The following is a 19,779-nucleotide window of genomic DNA, read 5'->3' as shown; positions in this document are numbered from 1 at the left end:
TGGAAATATGTGGCTATTATACCCAATACATTTGTCGAAAACGCCCCTCTCACGGTAGCAGATTACAAAAATCTCGAAGATTTTTGTAATCTTGGCCGGCAGCGTAATCCCGGTCGGGTAGCGTAGGGCAATTCGCCGAATTGCCCAGGACAAGACAGCGTCTTGTCCTACGACGGCAAGCGCCGCGCGGTCGCAGATTACAAAAATCTCGAAGATTTTTGTAATCTTGGCCGAACGGCTCATCGCATCACCCAGCGCAGGGCGCAATACGCCAGCCGTAGTCCGATTTTCCAAATCGGACCCCACCCCCGCGTAATCGCGGATTACAAGAATCTTGGAGATTTTTGTAATCTTGGTTAAACGGCTCATAACATTAACCAGTGCAAGGTGCGGTACGCCAACAGTAGTCCGATTTTCCAAATCGGACCGTACCGCCGCGTAATCGCGGATTGCAAAAATCTCGAAGATCTCTGTAATCTTTAGGTTCCGCCAGACCTTCCAGGTTGCCAAGTCCCGAAAGGTCGGCGTGGGGCGCTTCGGGGAAGGGGTTGGTACGGCAAGGGGTGTCCGATTTGGAAAATCGGACTACGCAATGGGTGGCCCCAGACCTTTCCGGTTTGCAAAACCTGAAAGGTCTGGGGGGATTATTGAGAGGGTCGGTGGCGGGGTTAGTTGTCTACCAGCAGTTTGTCAACGGCGGCGGAGAGTTGGGCCAGGTTGCGGGCGGGGTAGACGCGGTCGCAGTGGGGTTCGTAGAGGAGCATGTCGCTGTCGCCTGTGCCCCACTGGCGCGGCGATTCGGGGTTGAGCCAGATGAGGCGTTTGGCGCGCCGCTGCAGGTCTTGAATCAAGTCTACGCGCGGGGCGTTCCAACTGTTGCGCCCGTCGCCGAGGATGATCACGGTGGTGCGCCCGTCCACGGCGTCCAGGTGTTTCTTGAAGAAGGTCTCCAGGCTGTTGCCGAGGTCGGTGCGCCAGGGGCCGCCGGGGATGGCGTCACGGGCGTCCTGGATGGCCTTTTCCACGCGGCTGGCGTCCATCGCTCCCGTGATTTCCGCCAGGTCGCCGTAGAAGGCGAAGCTGCGGGCGCGGGAGACCTGGTCCTGGAGTTCGTAAACGAGGCGGAGCATGAATTCCACGGCAGCGCGCATGGAGTTGGAAACGTCGCAGATAAGGACGAGACTGGGCTTGAGTTTGTTCTTCTTAAAGCGGAGTTCAAAGGGGATGCCATCGTACCGCTGGTTGGCGCGTATCGTTGATTTGGCGTCAAACTTCCCTTGCGCGCCCCGCTTGCGGCGCAGCGCGGCACGGCTGCGCAACTGCGTCACCAGCCGCTGCACCTCCTTGCGTAGCAGATTCGCCTCCTCCGCACTCAACGCCTCAAATGATTTGTGCATCAAGTCCGGGCCATGAAGGCCATCGGGGCGGCGGTCCTGCTGCTCCGCCAACTGCTCCCCGATCTGCCGCCCCACCTGCTGCGCGATCTGCTCCGCCAGCGCCTCCCGATTGGCCTGCACCACGCCCGTGAGGCGCTCAATGGCCTCCTGGCTCATGCCCATGGCCTGCAACTGCGCCATCAACTGCTGCATCATCTCTTCCAACTGGGCAAACCCCATTTGGCGCAACATGCGGCGGGTGATCCACTTTCCTTCCTGTGGATTTTGCGCCCACTGCGCTCCGGCGCGGCGGGCTATGTCCTCCAGTTCCTCTTTTGTCGGTCCCTGGCCGCCGGTGAGCCAGTCCAACAACTGCTGCAAGCGTCCGCTCAAGGCCGACAGCGCCGCCTTGAGCATCTCCTGCTCGTCCGCGCTCATGTCCTCCAGGGCGTTTTGCAGCGGCGGGCCGCCGCTGCCGAAGTAGAGCGGGAACAGTTCATTGAAGGCGGTGAAGTCGTCCGCTTCCTTAATGAGGGTCGCCCGCAGTGATTCGCGGAAGAGGGTTTTGCTGCGCACGCCGAGGACGTCCATCGCCCGCAGCGCGTCTTGCGATTCCGCCAGGGAGACGCGCACGCCCGCCGCCCGCAGCCCATGAATGAATTCGATTACGCGATTGTCCATGAGGGGTGTCCTTTGGGGAGGAGAGTAGGGAGTTGATAGTTGGTAGTAACGGCCAACCGTCACCCTCAGTTGCTTCTGCCCATCATGCGGCGGGCTTTGGCGACGTCGGCTTCGTATTTGAGGAGGACGGTGATGGTGTTACGCAGGGTGGGGGGATCGATGCTATCGGCGTTGAGGGTGACGAGGGCGCGCGCCCAGTCGAGCGTTTCGCTGATGCTGGGGATTTTGCGCAGGTCGAGGTTGCGCAACTGCTGCACGATTTCCACGGCCTGCTGCGCCAGGTCGGGGCGCAGGTCGGGCACTTTCAGGCGCACGATTTCCAACTCTGTGCCCAGGCCGGGGTAGTCCACGTAGAGGAAGAGGCAGCGCCGCTTCAGCGCCTCGCTCAGTTCGCGCGTGTTGTTGCTGGTGAGGAGGACCATGGGTTCGTGCAGGGCGCTGATAGTGCCCAATTCAGGGATGCTGACCTGGAAATCGCTGAGGACTTCCAGGAGGAAGGCTTCAAATTCGACATCGGCGCGGTCGATTTCGTCAATGAGGAGGACGACGGGTTCGTGCGCGGTGAGGGCGGTGAGGAGGGGGCGGGGGAGGAGGAAGTTTTCGGAGAAGAAGACGTCTTCTTCTTGCGCCAGGCGGCGGGCGGCGTCGGCGAGGCTGCTGGCTCCGCCGACGATTTCGCCGATGCTGTCGCGCAATAATTGTGTGTATAGCATTTGTTTAGCGTACTCCCACTCGTAGAGCGCTTTGCTTTCGTCCAGCCCTTCGTAGCATTGCAGGCGAATGAGGGGACGGCCCAAGGCTTTGGCCCATACTTTGGCGAGTTCCGTTTTGCCGACGCCGGCGGGGCCTTCGGCGAGGATGGGTTTGCCGAGGGATTGGGCGAGGTAGACGACGGTGGCGATTTCCTCGGTGGCGATGTAGTGCTGCTGACCGAAGCGGGTCAGAACGTCGTTGATGTCGGTGAACATGTTTTTCTCCATGAGGCTGATCGGGATTGGATGAGGGAGGCGTGTCGGGGGACAAGTTGGGAACTCGTCCTACAAGTTTGCAAGGCGTTTTCCGCGTTTGTTTGATTGTAAAGCGGAAACCGCAAACGGCAAGTGCATGTGGGGGGATTTCACTGACTCCTCAGTAATGGGGCGGGTTTTGCCTGGCGATGGCTGCTCTTTGTCAGCCCTGGCGATTTGTTGGGGGGGGAAGAGGGTCACAGATTTCGCGGATTTTGTGGATTTTGTGGATTGGCGATTTGTTGGGGGAAGAGGACCACAGATTTTGCGGATTTTCGTGGCCAAGCGTGTGTGAATTTGCGTTTTTCTGCGTTGACTCCATGTCCTGAAGAGAGGCGGATTGACTTCTCTGACGGCCTGCTAGGTGGGCGCGGTGGCGCGTGTGAGGTAGAAGAGGCGGGATGCGGGGCGAAAGCCTAGCGAGCGGTACAGGTGGGTGGCGGCGGCGTTGGCGTCCCAGGCGGCAATGCGGGTGGCGCGGATGCCTTGCGCGTATAGCCGGTTGAGGGCCAGGAGTAGGAGTGCGCGCCCTAATCCACGGCGTTGATGTGCCGGCATTATACCCACCGGCTCAATCTCTCCTTCATCGAATGGCAACCGTCGCAGCCAGGCCACGCCGACCGGCTGCGCCTCATATTGGAGAAAGAGGAAGTCGGCAGCCGTCGCGCCCACGTGGTCCATCTCTGCGCGTACGTCGGCGTCCTCCGGGTAGGGCTGATGCCAGGGATGGGGGGCAAAGCTGGCGTCGTAGAGAGCGCGGAAATGGGGGATGACGGACCTCTCGGAGAGCGTGGCGACGGTGTAGCCGGGGGGGAGGGTGGGCGGGGGCAGGGCGTCCAGGGGCGAGAGGCGGAACTGGGTCTCGCTGTGTTCGAGGTGGAAGTGGTGGTGGGTGAGGAAGTGGGCGGCGGGTGTGTCGAGGGAGGGGACGGCGTGGTTGAGGTGGGAAATGCCGGCATTCCACGCCCGCCGCAACACAAATCGAAGCAATTGACTGCCCGCCCCCCCTCGCTGCCAACGCGGGGCAATAAACCCGTCAAGATCGGCAACGCCGGGCAGACCGGGCACGAGCGCAAAGCCGGCACAACCAATGATCTCCCCCTGGCGCAGCAGCACCCAGGTAGTGCGGCGCGACGTGGCCGGCAGCGGCGCGGCTGGGGAAAAGGTTTGGGCGAGCCGGCGCAGGACCGCCGCGTCGCCGGTGGTGTAAGGGCGAATCATCGTCATCATCAATCGCACCTTCGGACAACATGGGCGGCGCGTTGTTGACCATCAACCACCCATCGCCACCTATTCTATCCACTTTCCCCCATCCACCGACCCCTATTTTCTGGAGTTGTTGCCCCTTTTGCCACCTTCATTTAAGATCGGGGCCATGCATCCGCTCCTGGGCCGGTTTGGCCCATTTTTTCTGTACACTTACCAGTATGTGTGGGGACTGGGGATTTTGGGCGGATTGGCGCTGGCCTATGCCCTGACTCCGCGGCCACGACGAGCGGCGGATTGGTTTGATCCGCTGCTGCTGGGGTTAATGGCCGGCATTTTCGGCGGGCGCGTGGCCACGGTTGCGGTCCATTGGGATTACTACCGGGTGACGCCGGGCGAAATCTGGCTGGTTTGGCGCGGCGGTCTCAGTTATCATGGGGCACTGCTGGCGGCACTGGCGGGCATGTGGCTGTGGGATCGGTGGCGCGGTGGGAATTGGATGTGGAATGCCGGCATTCTCCCCCTCCTCCTCCCCCTCCTACACCTCACCGGCTGGTTCGCCTGCTACTGGCAAGGGTGTGGCTACGGTAAACTGGCCCTCCCCGGCCTGCTGGCTGCCGATTTGCCCGACAACTATGGCGTTTTTGACCTGCGCTACCAAACCCAACTACTGGGCATGGGTCTCAGCCTGCTCGTTCTGCTCCTGTCCATCTACGCCCGGCGGCGAAAAATGCCCCCGCGCAACTCGTTCTGGCTCACGCTGCCGCTGCTGGCGGGAACCAACCTGCTCCTCTGGCCCTGGCGTGGCGATCAAATCACCATCGTCGGTTTCTGGGTAGACGCCGCCCTGGTCATTGGCTCCTTGCTCGCGCTGCTTTTGGGCGGAAATGCCGGCAGCAAACAATCATAAAACCACGTCCCACTCCCCACGAAAAACCATTATGAACCTGAAAGTCGGACTCGCCCAAATCAACCCCAGGCTCGGAGACATCCAGGCCAACCTGGCCCTCCATCTAAAAACCATCGAACAGGCCGCCGACCAGGGCGTCGAACTCCTCATCTTCCCAGAGCTATCCCTCACCGGCTACCGACTACGTGACCTGGCCTTCGACGTTGCCCTCAAACCAGACTGGAAAAGCCCCATCTTCGCCCCCTTGCTAGAAGCCAGTCGGGACATTGACCTCGTGGTGGGCTTTGTCGAAGCCGACCGGCGGCAAAAATTCTTCATTTCCGCCGCCTACCTCTCCCGTGGCGAACTCCTACACATCCACCGCAAGGTATACCTGCCCACCTACGGCATGTTTGACGAAGGGCGGTACTTCGCCTGGGGCGACCAGATTCGCGCCTTCGATACCCGATTTGGGCGCGTGGGCATCCTCATCTGCGAAGATTTCTGGCACATGAGTCCTCCCTACCTCCTCTGGCTGGACGGTGCGGACATCCTCATCCTCACCTCCGCCTCCCCAGGACGCGGCGTGGCCACGGAGCAGAAAATCGACAGCGCCCGCTGGGTGGAACACATCAACCAGGCATATGCCAGCATCTTCACCAACTTCGTGCTACATTGCAATCGCACCGGCTTTGAAGATGGCGTCACGTTTTGGGGCGGGGCCACCGTCTATGACCCAGAAGGCAATCTTGTTTGCCAGGGGCCATATTACGAAGAGACCATTGTCACGGCGCGGTTGGACCTGAACCAGCTACGGCGCACGCGCGTGCGCCTGCCGCTGCTGCGCGATGAACGCACCGGGCTGACGCTGCGCGAACTGACCCGCATCACGAACAACGGCGGGTGAAATCGAGAAGTTGTTCGCATATCGGCGGCAACAGTCGGAACCCTCACGTCCAAAAGGGACGACAAACCTCTTCGTAACCCGCAACTCGTAATTGGGTACGCTTACCATGCACATCGCCATCAACACCGCTTCCCTCAACCCCGCCACGCCCGCGGCCTTACGCCAGGCAAAAGTCCTGGGTTTCGATTATGTGGAGATCAATCTGCAAAATGCGGAATTTGGCTACGATTTTCGCCGCAAGCCCGGCGCACGTTTCTATCGCCAGTTGCGGGCGCAGGTGGAGGAACTGGGATTATCCGTCTGGTCCACGACGGCTGTGCCGCTGACGCAGCCGCAGATGTTTTTTGAGCGGGCGCGTAGGGATATTTTGCTGGGTGGGGCGGTGGCTGCCGGCATTCTCGGCAGCCGCGTTTTTGTCACCCAACCCGCCGACCTGTTCACCGGCGAAATCGCCTTCAACATCTACATGAACGAAAACACCGCGCCGCCCACCATCGAAGGATACGACGAAGCGTGGGTGCAATGCGTCAACCGGCGCGTGAATCCGGCCCTTGTCAACGCGGACTACTGGCTGGGCATCCCGCTGACGAACCAGATTGAGCGGATGGCGCGGATCACCACGGACCTGGCGATTGGTTGGGCGATGGATGTGCCCCAGGCGCTGCATCGGCGTCCGTTGGGCGATTGGCTGGCGGCGCTGGACGAACGGCTGGCGGTGGCGTACATTTATGATCTGGATGAAGCGGGGCGCGTGGTGGCTCCGGTCGCGGCTGGTTGGGCGGATTGGCTGCCCCGGCTGGCGCAAACGCGGTTGAAGTGTGTGGTGATGCGTGCCGGCATTCACCAAACAGCAGCGGAAATTGCCGGCAGCCTGGACATAGTACGTCGGGCTTTTTGAGGTATGAGGTGTGAGGTATGAAGTATGAAGAGGGGTCGGTGGACCCGCTACTTCCTGATGAGGAAAGTCTGCCCGAAGGGCATAAATCAGGTTTTGTCACAGTGGTGGGGCTGCCCAATGTGGGCAAGAGTACGCTGCTGAATACGCTGCTGGCGCAGAAGATCGCCATTGTCACGCCGCGCCCACAGACGACGCGCGCGCGCCAGTTGGGGATTCTGACGATGCCCACGTATCAGATTGTCTTCGTGGATACGCCGGGCTTGATCAAGGCGCCGCGGCATAAGTTGGATGAGTTTATGCTGGAGGCGGCTACGGAGACGTTGACGGATGCGGATGTGATTTTGTGGGTGGTCGATGCCGGCACACCCCCTGGCGCGGGGGATCGAGCCATCGCCGCCGAACTGGCCCCCCTTGCGACCAACACCCCCGTCATCCAGGCCCTCAACAAGAGCGATCTACTCGCCCCGGAACAGGTCATCCCCACCTGCGAAGCGTATCACGCGCTGCTCCCCGACGCCCGCTGGATTCTCATCTCCGCCGCAAACAATCGCGGCTGCGACGAACTGCTACAGATGCTGGTTGACGCCCTCCCCTCTGGTCCGCGCTACTATCCCGCCGACCAGGTGACGGATACCTATCTGCGAGACATCGCCGCCGAAATGATCCGCGAGCAAGTGCTGCTGCAAGTGCGCGACGAAATCCCCTACGGCGTTGCCGTGCAGATTGAAGCGTTCAAGGAGCGGGAGAATGACGTCACCTACATCTCCGCCAACATTTTCGTCGAGCGAGACAGCCACAAGAAAATCGTGATTGGCGCGAAGGGGGCGCAGTTACGGCAAATTGGCGCCGCCGCGCGCCGCCAGATTGAGCAGATGATAGAGGGCAAGGTTTTTCTGGAGCTTTGGGTTAAAGTGGAACCAAAATGGCGGCGCAGCGAACAGGCGCTGCGAAAATTCGGGTATAGCAAGAAGAATTGAAAGCTTCCCAGTAACTACTAACGCTCTCTGGAGATTGGACCAATTTCACGTGCTCAATGGCCATTTTCGCCAGAGAAAATGGGTCCGATCTGGCTTAGCGGTTACGCTTTCCAGGTCCATATGCAGTACAAGAGAGCCTTTTTTGCCGTGTAATAGACGCGCAGAGGGCACTTTGCCAGAGCGGCTACATGATGAAACAAATCTACCGAACCCGTATTTACCTGATAGCAGTTGTGTTGGCGTTGGTTTTGGCGGGATGCCGGCAGGAACCGGAACAAGCCGCGCCCACAACCAGCCCCACCGAACCCGCCCCCGCGACGCCGACGGTAGATGCCGGCATTCTTTCCCCCACCGCCGCCACACCGCCCTCCTTCGTCACCATCGCCATCGACGCCCCCTTCCCCCCTTTTGAAAACATCGACGAATTTGGCTCCATCGTCGGCTTTGACGCGGACGTGATGGCCAACATCGCGCCCCAAGCCGACTTCGACTACGAATTCGTGATCACCAGCTACGACCAGGGCTTCCTGCGCAGCGTCGCCAACGGCGAATTCGACGCCGCCATGTCCGCCCTCGTCATCCCCGACACCCCCCCAGAAGGCATCACTTTCACCACACCTTACCTGGAACTGGGGCAGGTCCTGGTAGTGCGCGCCAACGAAACCACCCTCCAGAGCGCGGCGGACATCCAGCCGGGCACGCCCATCGGCGTCGAGGAGAACAGCAGCGGCGCGGAAACCGCCCAGGCGCTGGGTATCACCGCCGCCGACCTGCACGTCTACGACACCATACCCGCCGCCCTCCAAGCCCTGATCGATGGCGACGTGGACGGGGCCATCATCGACAGCGACGACGCCGACCACTTCACCACCACCTACTACCAGCAGTTGAAAATCGCCGGCGGCAGCGGGCGCGATGCCTGGATCAGCAGCAAAGCGTACGGCATCGCCGTGGCCGACGGCAACGAGGCGCTGCGGGAATCCCTCAACGAAGCCATCACCCAGGTGCGCGACGACGGCACGATAGACCGCCTGGCGCGCGCCTGGCTGATCGAAGATGATACCATCCGCGCCGGCGAATCCCTCATCGGCACACCCGCCAACGAACTGGTCATCGGCATCAGCGGCGCGCTCAACAGCCTCGATCCGGGCGACTTGCAGCCCGACCTGATTAGCTGGGAAATTAAGAGCAATACCATGGGTGGGCTGTTCTGGAATACGGGAGAGAACGAGTTAGTGCCCTTGTTGTTTGACAATCTAACGCTATCGGAAGACAAGAAGGAGTACACCTTCCGCCTGCGCGATGGCCTCATCTTCCCCGATGGCAGCAACCTGACCGCCGACGACGTGCGCTGGTCGGTGCTGCGGTCGGCGCGCCTGGGCAACTGGCTGGTCAACGCCTTCCTCAAGGACGAGAATGGGGATGGCTTTGCCGACGAAGACGCCGTGACCGTGGTCGATCCGCTCACCGTCAAGTTCGTGCTGGCCGCGCCTATCTCCTACTTCCCCAGCCTGCTGGCGACGCCCCCATACTTCGTGATCAGCGACGAATGCTTCTCGCCCAACACCGACCCCGCCAGTACGTGCGGCGGCATCGGCCCCTACACAATTCAAGAGTGGATTTCCGAGGAGAAGTTGCAACTCAAGGCCAATCCGCAGTGGCCCGGTCCCGCGCCCGCTTTTGAGAACATCCAGGTGCGCTTCTATCCTTCCGCGCAGCGGATGCGCGAATCGCTGGCGATAGGGGCCATTGACGTGGCCTGGACGGGGCTGTCGGATACAGACCTGCTGGACCTGCGCCCGGTGGCGGACTATCGCTTTTGGAGCGGACCATCCGACTTCAAGAGTTACCTGATTTTTGTGCAGGACAAAGCGCCGTGGAACGTGCCGCAAGTGCGGCAGGCGGTGGCCTACGCCGTAGACAGGCAGACGCTGGCGACGGAGGTGTTCCAGGAAACGCGCACGCCGCTCTACAGTCCCATTCCCGATGGCGTGCCCGGGCACGCGCCGACGCAGCCGGCGCGCAATCTGGACGAGGCGCGCCGCCTGCTGGCCTTCGCCGGCTACACGCCCGACCGTCCGCTGCCCATTACCATCTGGTACATCAGTGATGGGCGGTACACGGATCGGGAGGAGGCGTACGCGAATGCGATCAAGAGCCAGTTGGAGGAAACGGGCGTCTTTCAAGTAACGCTGCAAGGCGCGCCGTGGGATGTGTTCCGCAACGAGAAGGCGGCGTGCAATTATCCGGCGTACCTGATGGGCTGGCCATCACCGAATCAGCCGGTGGCTTATTCCGATGCGATGAGCTGGCTTTACTATTTCCTGCGCAACACGGATACGGTTTGCTCGAATTACCAGAATCCGGAGATGGACAGATTGTTGGGTGAGTTGGAGGGGCTGGACCCGCTGCAAGTGGATTTGCGGCTGGCGAAGTATGGGGAGATTCAGGCGTTGTGGGCGACGGATTTGCCGGCATTGGACCTCACCCAAGCGCCACGCACCGCCGTCGCCCTGCCTGCCGTCAAGAACGTTGTCATCGACGACCTGGGCCTGATGCATTACGAGGTGTTGACCAAAGGAGGCGGGTAATCTTACTCGTCTTCTTTGGTCAGTCGTTTGGCGCGGGGGCCAACGATGCGCTCCGTGCCGTCGAGTAGCCGTTTGATATTCGGACGCAGCGCCCAAAGCACGACCAACAGCGAGGCAATGCCGGCAACCAGGTAAGCCGCCGTCGAATCCACCCCGGTCGCGTAGCGCACGCCAAACACCACGGGAATAATCACGGCCATCGCCATCGAAGCCACGGACGCGATCCCTAATCCCCGCAGCAAGCCCACCATCACGGCCATGCTAATCGGCAGCATCGGCCACCAGAGCGCAGCCGACCATCCCACGTTCGGCCCCGTGCCCGCGCCCCCGGCCCATTTGATATAAATGGACCAGTTGTGCCCGATTACGGTAAACAAGCCGGCCACCGCCTGCGCCCAGGGGAGCCATATCTGGCTGTTAAACAGGGCGCTGACGATCCAGACGGCCGTCACGCCCTTGAGAACGTCGCTGAGCGATGTGAGGATGCCCGCCCCCAGGCCCGCCGCGCGGAAGGAGTTGGTTCCCCCGGTACGTCCACTGCCAACCTGGCGCACGTCCACGCCGCGAAACAGTTTCACGTACAGATAGCCGAAGGGAATGGCGCCCAGCAAGTAGCCGACCAGGGCGGAAGTGGAGAAATATAACACGTTCGTCATCAGACATTACCTCGTTTCAAGGCTGGCGCAGTTCCCAAGACTGCTCCGGTCCAGGGTGCGTGTCACTCATCATTTTTGTCACGTTCAGCCGCCAGCGGCCTTGCGCGCATAAAGGCCGCATGGGGAAAGCGTATCGCAACCTCTACGCTTTACTAAAACACGCGCTGCCGCATATGGTTACACCATATACCAGGTTACTTCGGTCACGTTCATGTGGCGCCAGGCGAAGACGCGCACCTGGGGCTGCGCGGCTTGCGGCCAGGCAATGATCACGTGCAGGATGTCTCCTGCGGGCAGTTGCGCCAGGTCGGTGGGGGAAAGGGCGGCGGGACCGTGGGGATGGGAGTGGTAGATGGCCAGGGGTTCTTCGGCGGCGGCGGCGATGGCGTACAGGGCGTCGATTTGCGCTTGTGGCTCCATGCGGAAGCAGTGTGGGTTGGGGGAAACGTTGGGGATGGGAAAATGCCGGCACGCCACACCCTCCCGACCACTAAGAAAGCCACACGCTTCTGCCGGCATCGCCGCCGCCACGTGCGCCATCATCTCCGCAAAAACCTCCGCGCAAATTCGTAAATCCATCGCGCAAAAAAGAGGTCGCATGACGCGACCTCTTCACACAATCAACATGCAACAGAAAACGTGAGCAGGCCTCCTACTTGTGGATGCCGCCCTCCGTCAGCTTACGTACATCCAGGATGCGGTCCGCCTCCTCCGCCGTCAAATACCCCTTCTCCAGCACCACCTCGCGCACCGTGCGACTAGAGGCCATTGCCTCCTTCGCCACCTCCGCGCCCTTCAGGTAGCCAATGACCGGATTCAGCGCCGTCACCAGGATAGCATTCTTTGCCAGCCAGCCCGTCGCCTTCTCCGGGTTGGCGCGCAGACCACGCACACATTTGTCCGTAAAGGCGCGCACGCTGTTGATGATCACATCCATGCTCTGGAACAGGTTATAAGCGATAATGGGCATCATCACATTCAACTCAAGCTGCCCCGCCTGTCCCCCCATCGTCACCGTCAGGTCATTGCCCATCACCTGGAACATCGCCATGTTCAACATCTCCGCCAGCACCGGATTAACCTTGCCCGGCATGATGGACGAGCCGGGCTGCACGGCGGGCAGGCGGATTTCGTCCAAACCCGTGCTGGGGCCGGAGGACAGCAGCCGGAAATCGTTGGCAATACGAATCAGGTCTTGCGCCAGGGTGCGCATCGCGCCGCTGAAATGCACCATGTCGCCCATGCTCTGCATCGACTCAAACAGGTCGTCCGATTCCGTCAGCGCCAGCCCGGAAAGACGGCTGAGCGTCGCCACCATGCGGCTGTGATATTCGGGATGGGCGTTCAGCCCCGTGCCCGTGGCCGTGCCGCCAATACCCAGGCGGCGCAGTCCATCCGCCGCCGCCGCGATTTTGTCCCGATCTCGCCGCACCGCCCGCGCATATGCGCCAAACTCCTGCCCCAATCGCACGGGCACGGCGTCTTGCAAGTGGGTGCGCCCGCTTTTCACCACGGCATCGAATTCCTGCGCCTTCTCCGCCAGCGCCGCCGCCAGGTCGTCCAGCGTTTGCAGCATCTCGTCCAGCCGCCAGAGGCAGCCGAGGCGAATGGAGGTGGGGATGGTGTCGTTGGTGGATTGGGCCATGTTCACGTGATCATTGGGATGCACGGGCTTAGGGGCGGCGTCGAGGCCAAAGCCGAGGATTTCGTTGGCGCGGTTGGCAATGACCTCGTTGATGTTCATGTTATGGCTGGTTCCCGCGCCGGCCTGGATGGGGTCTACAACAAACTGTTCGCTCCACTGGCCGTCCAGCACTTCATCGGTGGCGACCATGATCGCCTGGGCAATGGCGTCGCCGGTGATGGTTTGCTCCCCTATCACGCGGTCATTGAAAAGTCCGAGGCCGGCATTGACTTCGGCGGCGGATCGTTTGATGATGGTCATGCCCCAGACAAAGGCGGGGTATGGTTTAAGCCCGGTGATGGGGAAGTTGTGGATGGCTCGTTGTGTTTGCGCACCCCAGTAGGCGGATGCCGGCACTTTCACCTCCCCCAACGAGTCTTTCTCAATGCGAAATGCTTGATCTGCACACATGACTAATTTTGCTCCTACCAGGCAGCCTGTCATAGATTGCCTGAAAAATGGTCTCAAAAAAACGTAACGGCCAAGAAGCGGAAATTATATAAGACAACGAAGTTGTTTCCTTACCGCTTCTTCAAACTGGCGCTGCAATTCGAGTCTTATTTCAGCGCCAGTCCTAACCCGCTTGTGGGCTGAGCGTGTCGAAGCCCATGTTCAACCCGAAGAGCGTGAAAAACTCCAAAAGCTCATCAGGCGGGCTTGTGGGCTGAGCGTGTCGAAACCCATGTTCAACCCCACATAGTCGACGACTGGCTCAGGCAACGGGTTCGTCATCACCTAAACCAGGCAAATGAAAAAAGCCGAATTAGCTAACGGATTTCGCCAGCTAATTCGGCTTTTAAGAGAGCCGACCACAATCACAACAGTCGGCTACCAGATTGCACCTGTGGCAAACATCAATTATCCAACGCGCCGTAACCCGGCCCCATGGAGTAAAAATCGTAGTTGGCAGGAATATCTTCCGTCAGGTCCAAGATTTCGCCACCGGCCAACTGCTTGGCATTCATGACGTTTACTTCGTGCCCCTCGATTTCACCTTTCAACGGCACCCCATCAGGGAGCAGTTCCTTCGTATTGGCAATCCACTGCCCGGGCTGCGCCTTGTAATCAAAGGGCACATCTTCTTCGGGGAAGATCGCCTCGTAGGGGCATTCGGGCACGCACGCGCCGCAGTCAATGCACGTGTCGGGATCAATGTACAGCCAGGGCCATTCTGCTTCCGGCTTGCCCAGAACCATACACTCTACCGGGCACACATCGACGCAAGCCGTATCGCGCAGGCACAGTCTGGTGACGATATGGGTCATAAGATTTGTCTCCTTGTTGTTACGAGAGTGACTGACGGACCGCAAGCGAAGCCAGCAGTCCGATTTTGCTATTATACACTACCCGGCCACGGCTGCCTTGTAATTGGCGGCAACCTGATCCCAGTTTACAACATTCCACCAGGCGGCAAGATAGTCGCCGCGACGGTTCTGGTAATGGAGATAGTAGGCATGCTCCCACACATCCACGCCCATGATCGGGGTATTGCCCTCCATCAAGGGCGTATCCTGATTGGGGGTGGAGTTCACGGCCAGGTTGCCGGCCCCATCTACGTAGAGCCAGGCCCAACCAGAGCCAAAACGGGTAGCTCCCGCTTTCGTAAATGCTTCCTTAAAGGCGTCAAAACTACCAAACGCGGCCTCAATAGCCGTGGCGAGATCGCCCGTGGGCGCGCCACCGCCGTTTGGACTCATGATGCTCCAAAACAGGGCGTGGTTGGCGTAACCGCCGCCATTGTTGCGAACGGCCATGCGAATATCCGCCGGGATGGCATCCAGGTCGCTTAACAGTTCAGCGATGCTTTTGCCGGCCAATTCAGGATGATTGGCAAGAGCGTTGTTCAGATTGTTGGTATACCCGGCGTGGTGTTTGTCGTGGTGAATACTCATTGTGCGCGCGTCAATATGCGGCTCCAGAGCGTCCTCAGCGTAGGGAAGAGGGGGGAGTTCAAATGCCATTGTGTATCTCCTTTGGCTGCTTCGTCAGTCGATCAGTGGGGCAAAACCACTCTCCTTTTGACGGGTAGGTGAATGGTTGTTAAGATCGTCCCGTGGGCTTAAACAAGTCCATTCTAACGATTGTAAACTGCTTTGTCAACCGGGGTGGCGGTGTCGTCATCTCTGGGAAAAGGGCATGAAAAATCCTCCGCTGTCCCCTTATCTGGTGCTGGCCGTGGGCATTCTGGCGGTTTCCATCAGCGCCATTTTGATTCGTTTTGCCCAGGGAGATGCGCCTTCGTTGGTGATTGCCACGGGGCGGACGACGATTGCGTCACTACTGCTGCTGCCGTTTTGCCTGCGGCTGCGGCGCGAGGAGCTGCGGCGGCTGCGGCGTGGGGATTGGTTGCTGGTGCTGTTGGCGGGGGGGTTGCTGGGGGTGCATTTTGCCAGTTGGATTTCGTCGCTGGCGTTCACCACGGTTGCCAGTTCGACCGTTTTGGTGACGACTTCGCCGCTGTGGGTGGGGATGGCTTCCCCGTTTTTGCTGCAAGAGCGCGTGCCGCGGGCGTTGAAGATAGGCATCGGGCTGGCGCTGGTGGGGAGCGCGATCATTGCGTTGTTGGATAAGGGGGGCGGCAGCAGCGGCAGTCAGCCGTTGTGGGGGAACTTTCTGGCGTTGGTGGGGGCGTGGATGGCCGCCGCGTATTTTATTATTGGCCGACGGCTGCGCGCTCACGTGTCGCTATTGACGTACACGACGGTGGTTTATGGCACGGCGGCGCTGTTTTTGCTGGTGATGACGGCGCTGCGTGGCTACCCGCTGCTGGGGTATGCGCCGGGGACGTATGTGTTGTTTTTGTTGATGGCGTTGGGGCCGCAGTTGGTGGGTCATTCCTCATTCAACTGGGCGCTGGGGTTTTTGCCGGCATCTTACGTCGCCATCACCCTCGTCAGCGAACCCATCGGTTCCAGCCTGCTCGCCTTCTTCATTTTTGGCGAAGCGCCCGGCTGGAATACGTGGGTTGGTGGGGGGTTGATTATTGCCGGCATTCTCGTCGCCACCATCCACCCCCAAACCTGACCCCCGTCTAATCAAAGCCAATCGAGAACATCGTCTCCAGATCGTGCCGCGAAAAAACGCGGAAAGCAATCAGCGTCTCCGAATCCAAAATCCCACTCACCTGCAACATCTGGTTCGTGACCACATCCGCCAGGTCCTCGTTATCCCGCACGCGCAAAATCGCCACCAGATCGTGCTGCCCCCCCACCGAATACACCTCGCGCACCCCCGCCAGTTCCGCCAACTGCTGCCCAACGCTGTTAATCCGCTGCCGCTCCACCTTCAAAAGCACAATAGCCGTTACCATCTTATCGGTCCTCCTGGAGAATCCTCGTCCGTTTTCCGTAACTGCTAACCCTCTCGTGGGCTGAGCCTGTCGAAGCTTAGGCTGAGCCTGTCGAAGCCCACCTTCCCTTCGACAGGCTCAGGCAGCGGGTTAAGTAGTTACCGTTTTCAGTTGAATATTTACAGTTGGCCGAATGCCGACTGCGTCGCACGCCTACTATTAAACCAGTATCCCCACACAAAACAAAACGGACAAACGGCCCGCACTTCTTTGCTACGCCATTTTTATTGTGCTAAAATGCGCAATCATCACATCTCGTCCAGGTGGAGGAATCGTTTTGAACAAAAATACGCTGCGTAACTGGGGAATTGTCGTTATCCTGCTCATTTTTAGTGGTCTGGCGTCCGTTGGTTGGCCGATATTGCGCGGTCAGCTCAGCGGCGGCGCGCGCATTGAGCGCGTGCGCCCCCCGGAACCGCCAATAACGCTCTCGCTTCCTGAGCTTGTGAGTAAGCGAGTGCCGGCATCTATGCTCAACGAGGCCGGCAATTTGGAGATGGAACCGCCCATCGCCCTCGCCGTCCTCGCCGCCATCGCCATTGGCGGCATCGCCGTCACCGGCGGCCTCATCGCCTTTGCCTACACATTGATTGACCGCGGCGTGCAAAACGCCAAAGCCAACGAAACCTTCCAGGCAACGCTCAACGAACTGGACAAGCGCGAGAACGAGCGCGTCAAAGCCACCCGCTCACAAAGACCCAGCAAACCCATTCCCTCACACGCCATGCCCCGCTGGTCCGTCGTCAGCACCTCCCTCATCTTCATCGTTTTCGCCATTTTCATTAGCACCGCCCTCAGTGAATCCTTCTTCCCCGAAGGGGAAATCATCACGGGCAATGGCGGCATCCTTAACCCACATACGCTCTTCATCTTGGGTGGCGTCGCGCTGACGGCCATTGTGTTGGGGCTGGTCTTCCGGCCGCAGTTGTTATTGAGCGCGCAGAAAGGGGAAGATGCCGGCATTCCCTGGGACACCATCTACGTCATCCTCACCGGCGTTATCTTCATCATCATCGGCGTCGGCCTCATCTTCTGGGTTCGCTCCCTCGCCCTCGCCGCCGGCTAACCTCCCCCATTTATCGCCACGATCAACAAAGGCTTGCCCCCACCCGGCGGCAAGCCTTTTTTCATCCCCCTGATCCACCAACCACTAACTGTCCCCCCATGTACACTATAGCCGTCAAACGAACCTTCATCGCCCAACACTACCTCATCGGTGGCGATTGGGGCGCGGAAAACGAACCGCATTCCCACCACTACGCTCTGGAATTACAACTAACCGGCGATAGCCTGGACCAACACGGCTATCTGGTGGACATCGTAGACATCGAAGCCCACCTGGACGCCATCGTCACCGTCTATCAAGACCGGCTGCTGAACGACATGCCCCCCTTCAACCCCGATGGTCGCCCTCTCAACCCCAGCATCGAGCATTTCAGCCGCATCCTCTGTCACGCGCTTATTGCCGGCATCCACGCCCCCCACCTCACCGCCATCACCGTCAAACTCTGGGAAAACGACATCGCCTGGGCCGGCTACACCCTCCCCCTCCCCGCCCCTCACTGAAAAACGATTGCGCCATGCACATCGGCCTCCTCATCTACGGCTCGTTGGACACCCTCACCGGTGGCTACCTCTACAACCGCCTCATGGTCGAAGCCTGGCGCGCCAACGGGCACAAAGTCACCCTCTTCTCGCTCCCCTGGCGTAACGATGTCTCCCACCTGACCGACAATTTTCGCTACACGTTCTTCCGCCGTCTGCAGGCGGCGCGGCTGGATGTACTCATCCAGGATGAACTGTGCCACCCGTCGCTGCTCTGGTTAAATGGGACGTTACGCCGGCACGCCCCCTACCCCATCCTCTCCCTCGTCCACCTCGTCAAAGCCAGCGAACGCCGCCCCCCCTGGCAAAACCACCTCTACCGCCGCCTGGAGCAACGCTACTTCCAGACCGTAGACGGCTTCATCTACAACAGCCAGGACACCCGCCGCCTCGTGGAAAACATGCTGGCCGCATCCCCGCCCGGCATCGTCGTCTATCCCGGGCGCGACCACTTCACCCCCTTGCCCGCCCAACCCGCCGCCGCCGACCATCCCCTGCGCCTCATCTCCGTAGGCAACGTCGTGCGCCGCAAGGGGCTACACACGCTGCTGGCGGCGCTAGCCCGCCTGCCCCAAACCAACTGGCATCTCACCGTCATCGGCAGCCTCACGATGGAGCCGGACTACGTGGCCGATCTGCGCGCCTTCCTCCGCGCTCACGATCTCGGCGCGCACGTCACGCTGCTGGGGGTTGTACCCAATGCCGGCATTCCCCCCCACCTGGCCGCCAGCGACCTCTTTATCATGGTGTCACAGTACGAAGCCTTCGGCATCGTCTACCTGGAAGCCCTGGCCGCCGGACTACCCCTCATCGCCTCCACCGCCGGCGCGGCCGGCGAAATCATCCGCCACGGCGTGGAAGGATTCTTGCTCCCGCCAGAAGACCCCGCCGCCCTCGCCGCCCTCCTGCGCCCCCTGCTCACCGACCCCGCCGCCCTCCTTCCGCTCCGCCGCGCCGCCCGCGCCCGCTGGCAGCACTTCCCCACCTGGGCCGAAGGCGCCGCCCAAATCGCCCAATTCGCCCAACAACAATCAATGCCCCTGCCATTGCCCCGCCACCCTCATTAACCGTTCCCCCATTCCCCCATTCCCCCATTAATGATCACGCCCCGCCACTCTCCCGGCTGCAACGTCCCCAACGTCCATTTACCCACAGACCAGCGAACCAACCGCAGCGTAGGATGTCCCACAGCCGCCGTCATCCGCCGCACCTGGCGGTTGCGCCCTTCGCGGATAGTCAGCGAGAGCCAGCAAGTGGGGATACTGCGCCGTTCGCGGATAGGCGGGGTGCGCGGCCAGATGGCCGGCGGGTCCATGCGCGCCACCCGCGCCGGGCGGGTGCGCCCGTCGCGCAGGTCCACGCCCCGCGCCAGGCGCACCAGCGCCGCGTCATCCGGGATGCCCTCCACCTGCACCCAGTACGTCTTGGGCAGCTTATGGCGCGGGTCACTGATCTCATGCTGCCGGCGGCCCGAATCCGTAAGCAGCACCAGCCCCTCACTATCGTAATCCAGCCGCCCCGCCGCATACACATCCGGCACGGGGATGTAGTCCGCCAGCGTGGGGCGCCCCTCGCGGTCGGTGAACTTACAGAGAACGTGGTATGGTTTGTTGAACAGAATTAGTCGAGCCATAAGCGTGTGCGCATGGTAGGTTAAATGCCGGGTGATGGAGCAGACGATTGCCCCGCCTGTCAAGTATACGTGGCTCCGCCCCCCACCGCCACGCCCCGCGCGCCACCTGCCAACCCCTCCGTAGTCCGATTTTCCAAATCGGACACCCCTTGCCATACCACCCCCAATCCGTAGTCCGATTTTCCAAATCGGACACCCCTTGCCATACCAACCCCAATCCGTAGTCCGATTTTCCAAATCGGACACCCCTTGCCAACCAACCCCTTCCCCGAAGCGCCCTCCGCCCCCGCGTGCCCCCTGCATCCGGTCAGTACCACTAG

19 protein-coding genes are annotated in these 19,779 nt (G+C 60.6%); 9 read left to right on the top strand and 10 right to left on the bottom strand.

The window, feature by feature from the left end; genetic code table 11:
• Nucleotides 1-668: 668 nt before the first annotated feature.
• From H6650_20290 to H6650_20280, 3 genes are all read right to left on the bottom strand, one after another.
• On the bottom strand, nucleotides 669-2,057 hold the full coding sequence (locus H6650_20290; GenBank protein MCB8954353.1) for a VWA domain-containing protein: 1,389 nt from the start codon (nucleotides 2,055-2,057) through the stop codon (nucleotides 669-671).
• A gap of 65 nt (nucleotides 2,058-2,122) precedes the next feature.
• On the bottom strand, nucleotides 2,123-3,025 hold the full coding sequence (locus H6650_20285; GenBank protein MCB8954352.1) for a MoxR family ATPase: 903 nt from the start codon (nucleotides 3,023-3,025) through the stop codon (nucleotides 2,123-2,125).
• A 399-nt stretch (nucleotides 3,026-3,424) separates the two neighbouring features.
• The gene (locus tag H6650_20280; protein ID MCB8954351.1) at nucleotides 3,425-4,294 is read right to left on the bottom strand and encodes a GNAT family N-acetyltransferase; all 870 of its coding nucleotides are present in this window, start codon (nucleotides 4,292-4,294) and stop codon (nucleotides 3,425-3,427) included.
• Between the two features lie 145 nt (nucleotides 4,295-4,439).
• Here H6650_20280 and H6650_20275 point away from each other — a divergent pair, with 145 nt between their 5' ends.
• The 5 genes from H6650_20275 (at nucleotide 4,440) to H6650_20255 (ending at nucleotide 10,532) form a co-directional block, all read left to right on the top strand.
• Nucleotides 4,440-5,180 carry a prolipoprotein diacylglyceryl transferase gene (locus H6650_20275; protein ID MCB8954350.1) on the top strand — a complete coding sequence of 247 codons (741 nt, stop codon included), beginning with the start codon at nucleotides 4,440-4,442 and terminating at the stop codon, nucleotides 5,178-5,180.
• Nucleotides 5,181-5,211: 31 nt separating this feature from the next.
• Nucleotides 5,212-6,066, top strand: a complete 855-nt coding sequence (locus tag H6650_20270) for a carbon-nitrogen hydrolase (protein ID MCB8954349.1) — start codon at nucleotides 5,212-5,214, stop codon at nucleotides 6,064-6,066.
• 91 nt (nucleotides 6,067-6,157) lie between these two features.
• Complete coding sequence (locus H6650_20265; GenBank protein ID MCB8954348.1) at nucleotides 6,158-6,964, top strand: hypothetical protein; 807 nt, start codon at nucleotides 6,158-6,160, stop codon at nucleotides 6,962-6,964.
• 17 nt (nucleotides 6,965-6,981) lie between these two features.
• The gene (gene era, locus H6650_20260) at nucleotides 6,982-7,941 is read left to right on the top strand and encodes a GTPase Era (protein ID MCB8954347.1); all 960 of its coding nucleotides are present in this window, start codon (nucleotides 6,982-6,984) and stop codon (nucleotides 7,939-7,941) included.
• Between the two features lie 188 nt (nucleotides 7,942-8,129).
• Entirely contained in the window at nucleotides 8,130-10,532 is a 2,403-nt protein-coding gene (locus tag H6650_20255) for a transporter substrate-binding domain-containing protein (GenBank protein MCB8954346.1), read from the top strand.
• 2 nt (nucleotides 10,533-10,534) lie between these two features.
• Here the strand turns inward: H6650_20255 and H6650_20250 are convergent, their stop codons facing one another.
• From H6650_20250 to H6650_20230, 5 genes are all read right to left on the bottom strand, one after another.
• On the bottom strand, nucleotides 10,535-11,188 hold the full coding sequence (locus H6650_20250; protein MCB8954345.1) for a glycerol-3-phosphate acyltransferase: 654 nt from the start codon (nucleotides 11,186-11,188) through the stop codon (nucleotides 10,535-10,537).
• Nucleotides 11,189-11,365: 177 nt separating this feature from the next.
• Nucleotides 11,366-11,788: a Mov34/MPN/PAD-1 family protein gene (locus H6650_20245; GenBank protein ID MCB8954344.1), complete on the bottom strand. Its 423-nt coding sequence runs from the start codon at nucleotides 11,786-11,788 to the stop codon at nucleotides 11,366-11,368.
• Between the two features lie 52 nt (nucleotides 11,789-11,840).
• Complete coding sequence (locus H6650_20240) at nucleotides 11,841-13,283, bottom strand: aspartate ammonia-lyase (protein ID MCB8954343.1); 1,443 nt, start codon at nucleotides 13,281-13,283, stop codon at nucleotides 11,841-11,843.
• A gap of 443 nt (nucleotides 13,284-13,726) precedes the next feature.
• The gene (locus H6650_20235) at nucleotides 13,727-14,137 is read right to left on the bottom strand and encodes a ferredoxin family protein (GenBank protein ID MCB8954342.1); all 411 of its coding nucleotides are present in this window, start codon (nucleotides 14,135-14,137) and stop codon (nucleotides 13,727-13,729) included.
• 78 nt (nucleotides 14,138-14,215) lie between these two features.
• Complete coding sequence (locus tag H6650_20230; GenBank protein ID MCB8954341.1) at nucleotides 14,216-14,833, bottom strand: superoxide dismutase; 618 nt, start codon at nucleotides 14,831-14,833, stop codon at nucleotides 14,216-14,218.
• Between the two features lie 175 nt (nucleotides 14,834-15,008).
• Between H6650_20230 and H6650_20225 the strand changes: the two genes are divergently transcribed.
• Nucleotides 15,009-15,896: a DMT family transporter gene (locus H6650_20225; protein MCB8954340.1), complete on the top strand. Its 888-nt coding sequence runs from the start codon at nucleotides 15,009-15,011 to the stop codon at nucleotides 15,894-15,896.
• A 7-nt stretch (nucleotides 15,897-15,903) separates the two neighbouring features.
• Here H6650_20225 and H6650_20220 read toward each other — a convergent pair whose 3' ends face one another.
• The gene (locus H6650_20220; GenBank protein MCB8954339.1) at nucleotides 15,904-16,182 is read right to left on the bottom strand and encodes an Lrp/AsnC ligand binding domain-containing protein; all 279 of its coding nucleotides are present in this window, start codon (nucleotides 16,180-16,182) and stop codon (nucleotides 15,904-15,906) included.
• A 316-nt stretch (nucleotides 16,183-16,498) separates the two neighbouring features.
• Here H6650_20220 and H6650_20215 point away from each other — a divergent pair, with 316 nt between their 5' ends.
• The 3 genes from H6650_20215 (at nucleotide 16,499) to H6650_20205 (ending at nucleotide 18,893) form a co-directional block, all read left to right on the top strand.
• The gene (locus H6650_20215; GenBank protein ID MCB8954338.1) at nucleotides 16,499-17,287 is read left to right on the top strand and encodes a hypothetical protein; all 789 of its coding nucleotides are present in this window, start codon (nucleotides 16,499-16,501) and stop codon (nucleotides 17,285-17,287) included.
• A 98-nt stretch (nucleotides 17,288-17,385) separates the two neighbouring features.
• Entirely contained in the window at nucleotides 17,386-17,787 is a 402-nt protein-coding gene (locus H6650_20210; GenBank protein MCB8954337.1) for a 6-carboxytetrahydropterin synthase, read from the top strand.
• 14 nt (nucleotides 17,788-17,801) lie between these two features.
• A complete protein-coding gene (locus H6650_20205) occupies nucleotides 17,802-18,893 on the top strand; it encodes a glycosyltransferase family 4 protein (protein MCB8954336.1) in 1,092 nt (363 codons plus the stop codon).
• On the opposite strand, the gene H6650_20200 is transcribed toward H6650_20205, so the two are convergent.
• Nucleotides 18,890-19,459: a pseudouridine synthase gene (locus H6650_20200; GenBank protein ID MCB8954335.1), complete on the bottom strand. Its 570-nt coding sequence runs from the start codon at nucleotides 19,457-19,459 to the stop codon at nucleotides 18,890-18,892. The two genes, H6650_20205 and H6650_20200, sit on opposite strands and share 4 nt — an antisense overlap.
• Nucleotides 19,460-19,779: the final 320 nt, after the last annotated feature.

The organism is Ardenticatenales bacterium (genome assembly GCA_020634515.1).
In the GTDB taxonomy this organism is placed as follows: Bacteria; Chloroflexota; Anaerolineae; order Promineifilales; family Promineifilaceae; genus JAGVTM01.
Note: the sequence above shows the minus strand (reverse complement) of the source record. Positions and strands in the feature narration are given on the sequence as shown.

Coding starts and splice junctions, on each gene's coding strand:
- H6650_20290 (MCB8954353.1), bottom strand. CDS start 2,057: ATGGACAATCGCGTAATCGAATTCATTCATGGGCTGCGGGCGGCGGGC.
- H6650_20285 (MCB8954352.1), bottom strand. CDS start 3,025: ATGTTCACCGACATCAACGACGTTCTGACCCGCTTCGGTCAGCAGCAC.
- H6650_20280 (MCB8954351.1), bottom strand. CDS start 4,294: ATGATGACGATGATTCGCCCTTACACCACCGGCGACGCGGCGGTCCTG.
- H6650_20275 (MCB8954350.1), top strand. CDS start 4,440: ATGCATCCGCTCCTGGGCCGGTTTGGCCCATTTTTTCTGTACACTTAC.
- H6650_20270 (MCB8954349.1), top strand. CDS start 5,212: ATGAACCTGAAAGTCGGACTCGCCCAAATCAACCCCAGGCTCGGAGAC.
- era (MCB8954347.1), top strand. CDS start 6,982: ATGAAGTATGAAGAGGGGTCGGTGGACCCGCTACTTCCTGATGAGGAA.
- H6650_20255 (MCB8954346.1), top strand. CDS start 8,130: ATGATGAAACAAATCTACCGAACCCGTATTTACCTGATAGCAGTTGTG.
- H6650_20250 (MCB8954345.1), bottom strand. CDS start 11,188: ATGACGAACGTGTTATATTTCTCCACTTCCGCCCTGGTCGGCTACTTG.
- H6650_20245 (MCB8954344.1), bottom strand. CDS start 11,788: ATGCGACCTCTTTTTTGCGCGATGGATTTACGAATTTGCGCGGAGGTT.
- H6650_20240 (MCB8954343.1), bottom strand. CDS start 13,283: ATGTGTGCAGATCAAGCATTTCGCATTGAGAAAGACTCGTTGGGGGAG.
- H6650_20235 (MCB8954342.1), bottom strand. CDS start 14,137: ATGACCCATATCGTCACCAGACTGTGCCTGCGCGATACGGCTTGCGTC.
- H6650_20230 (MCB8954341.1), bottom strand. CDS start 14,833: ATGGCATTTGAACTCCCCCCTCTTCCCTACGCTGAGGACGCTCTGGAG.
- H6650_20225 (MCB8954340.1), top strand. CDS start 15,009: ATGAAAAATCCTCCGCTGTCCCCTTATCTGGTGCTGGCCGTGGGCATT.
- H6650_20220 (MCB8954339.1), bottom strand. CDS start 16,182: ATGGTAACGGCTATTGTGCTTTTGAAGGTGGAGCGGCAGCGGATTAAC.
- H6650_20210 (MCB8954337.1), top strand. CDS start 17,386: ATGTACACTATAGCCGTCAAACGAACCTTCATCGCCCAACACTACCTC.
- H6650_20205 (MCB8954336.1), top strand. CDS start 17,802: ATGCACATCGGCCTCCTCATCTACGGCTCGTTGGACACCCTCACCGGT.
- H6650_20200 (MCB8954335.1), bottom strand. CDS start 19,459: ATGGCTCGACTAATTCTGTTCAACAAACCATACCACGTTCTCTGTAAG.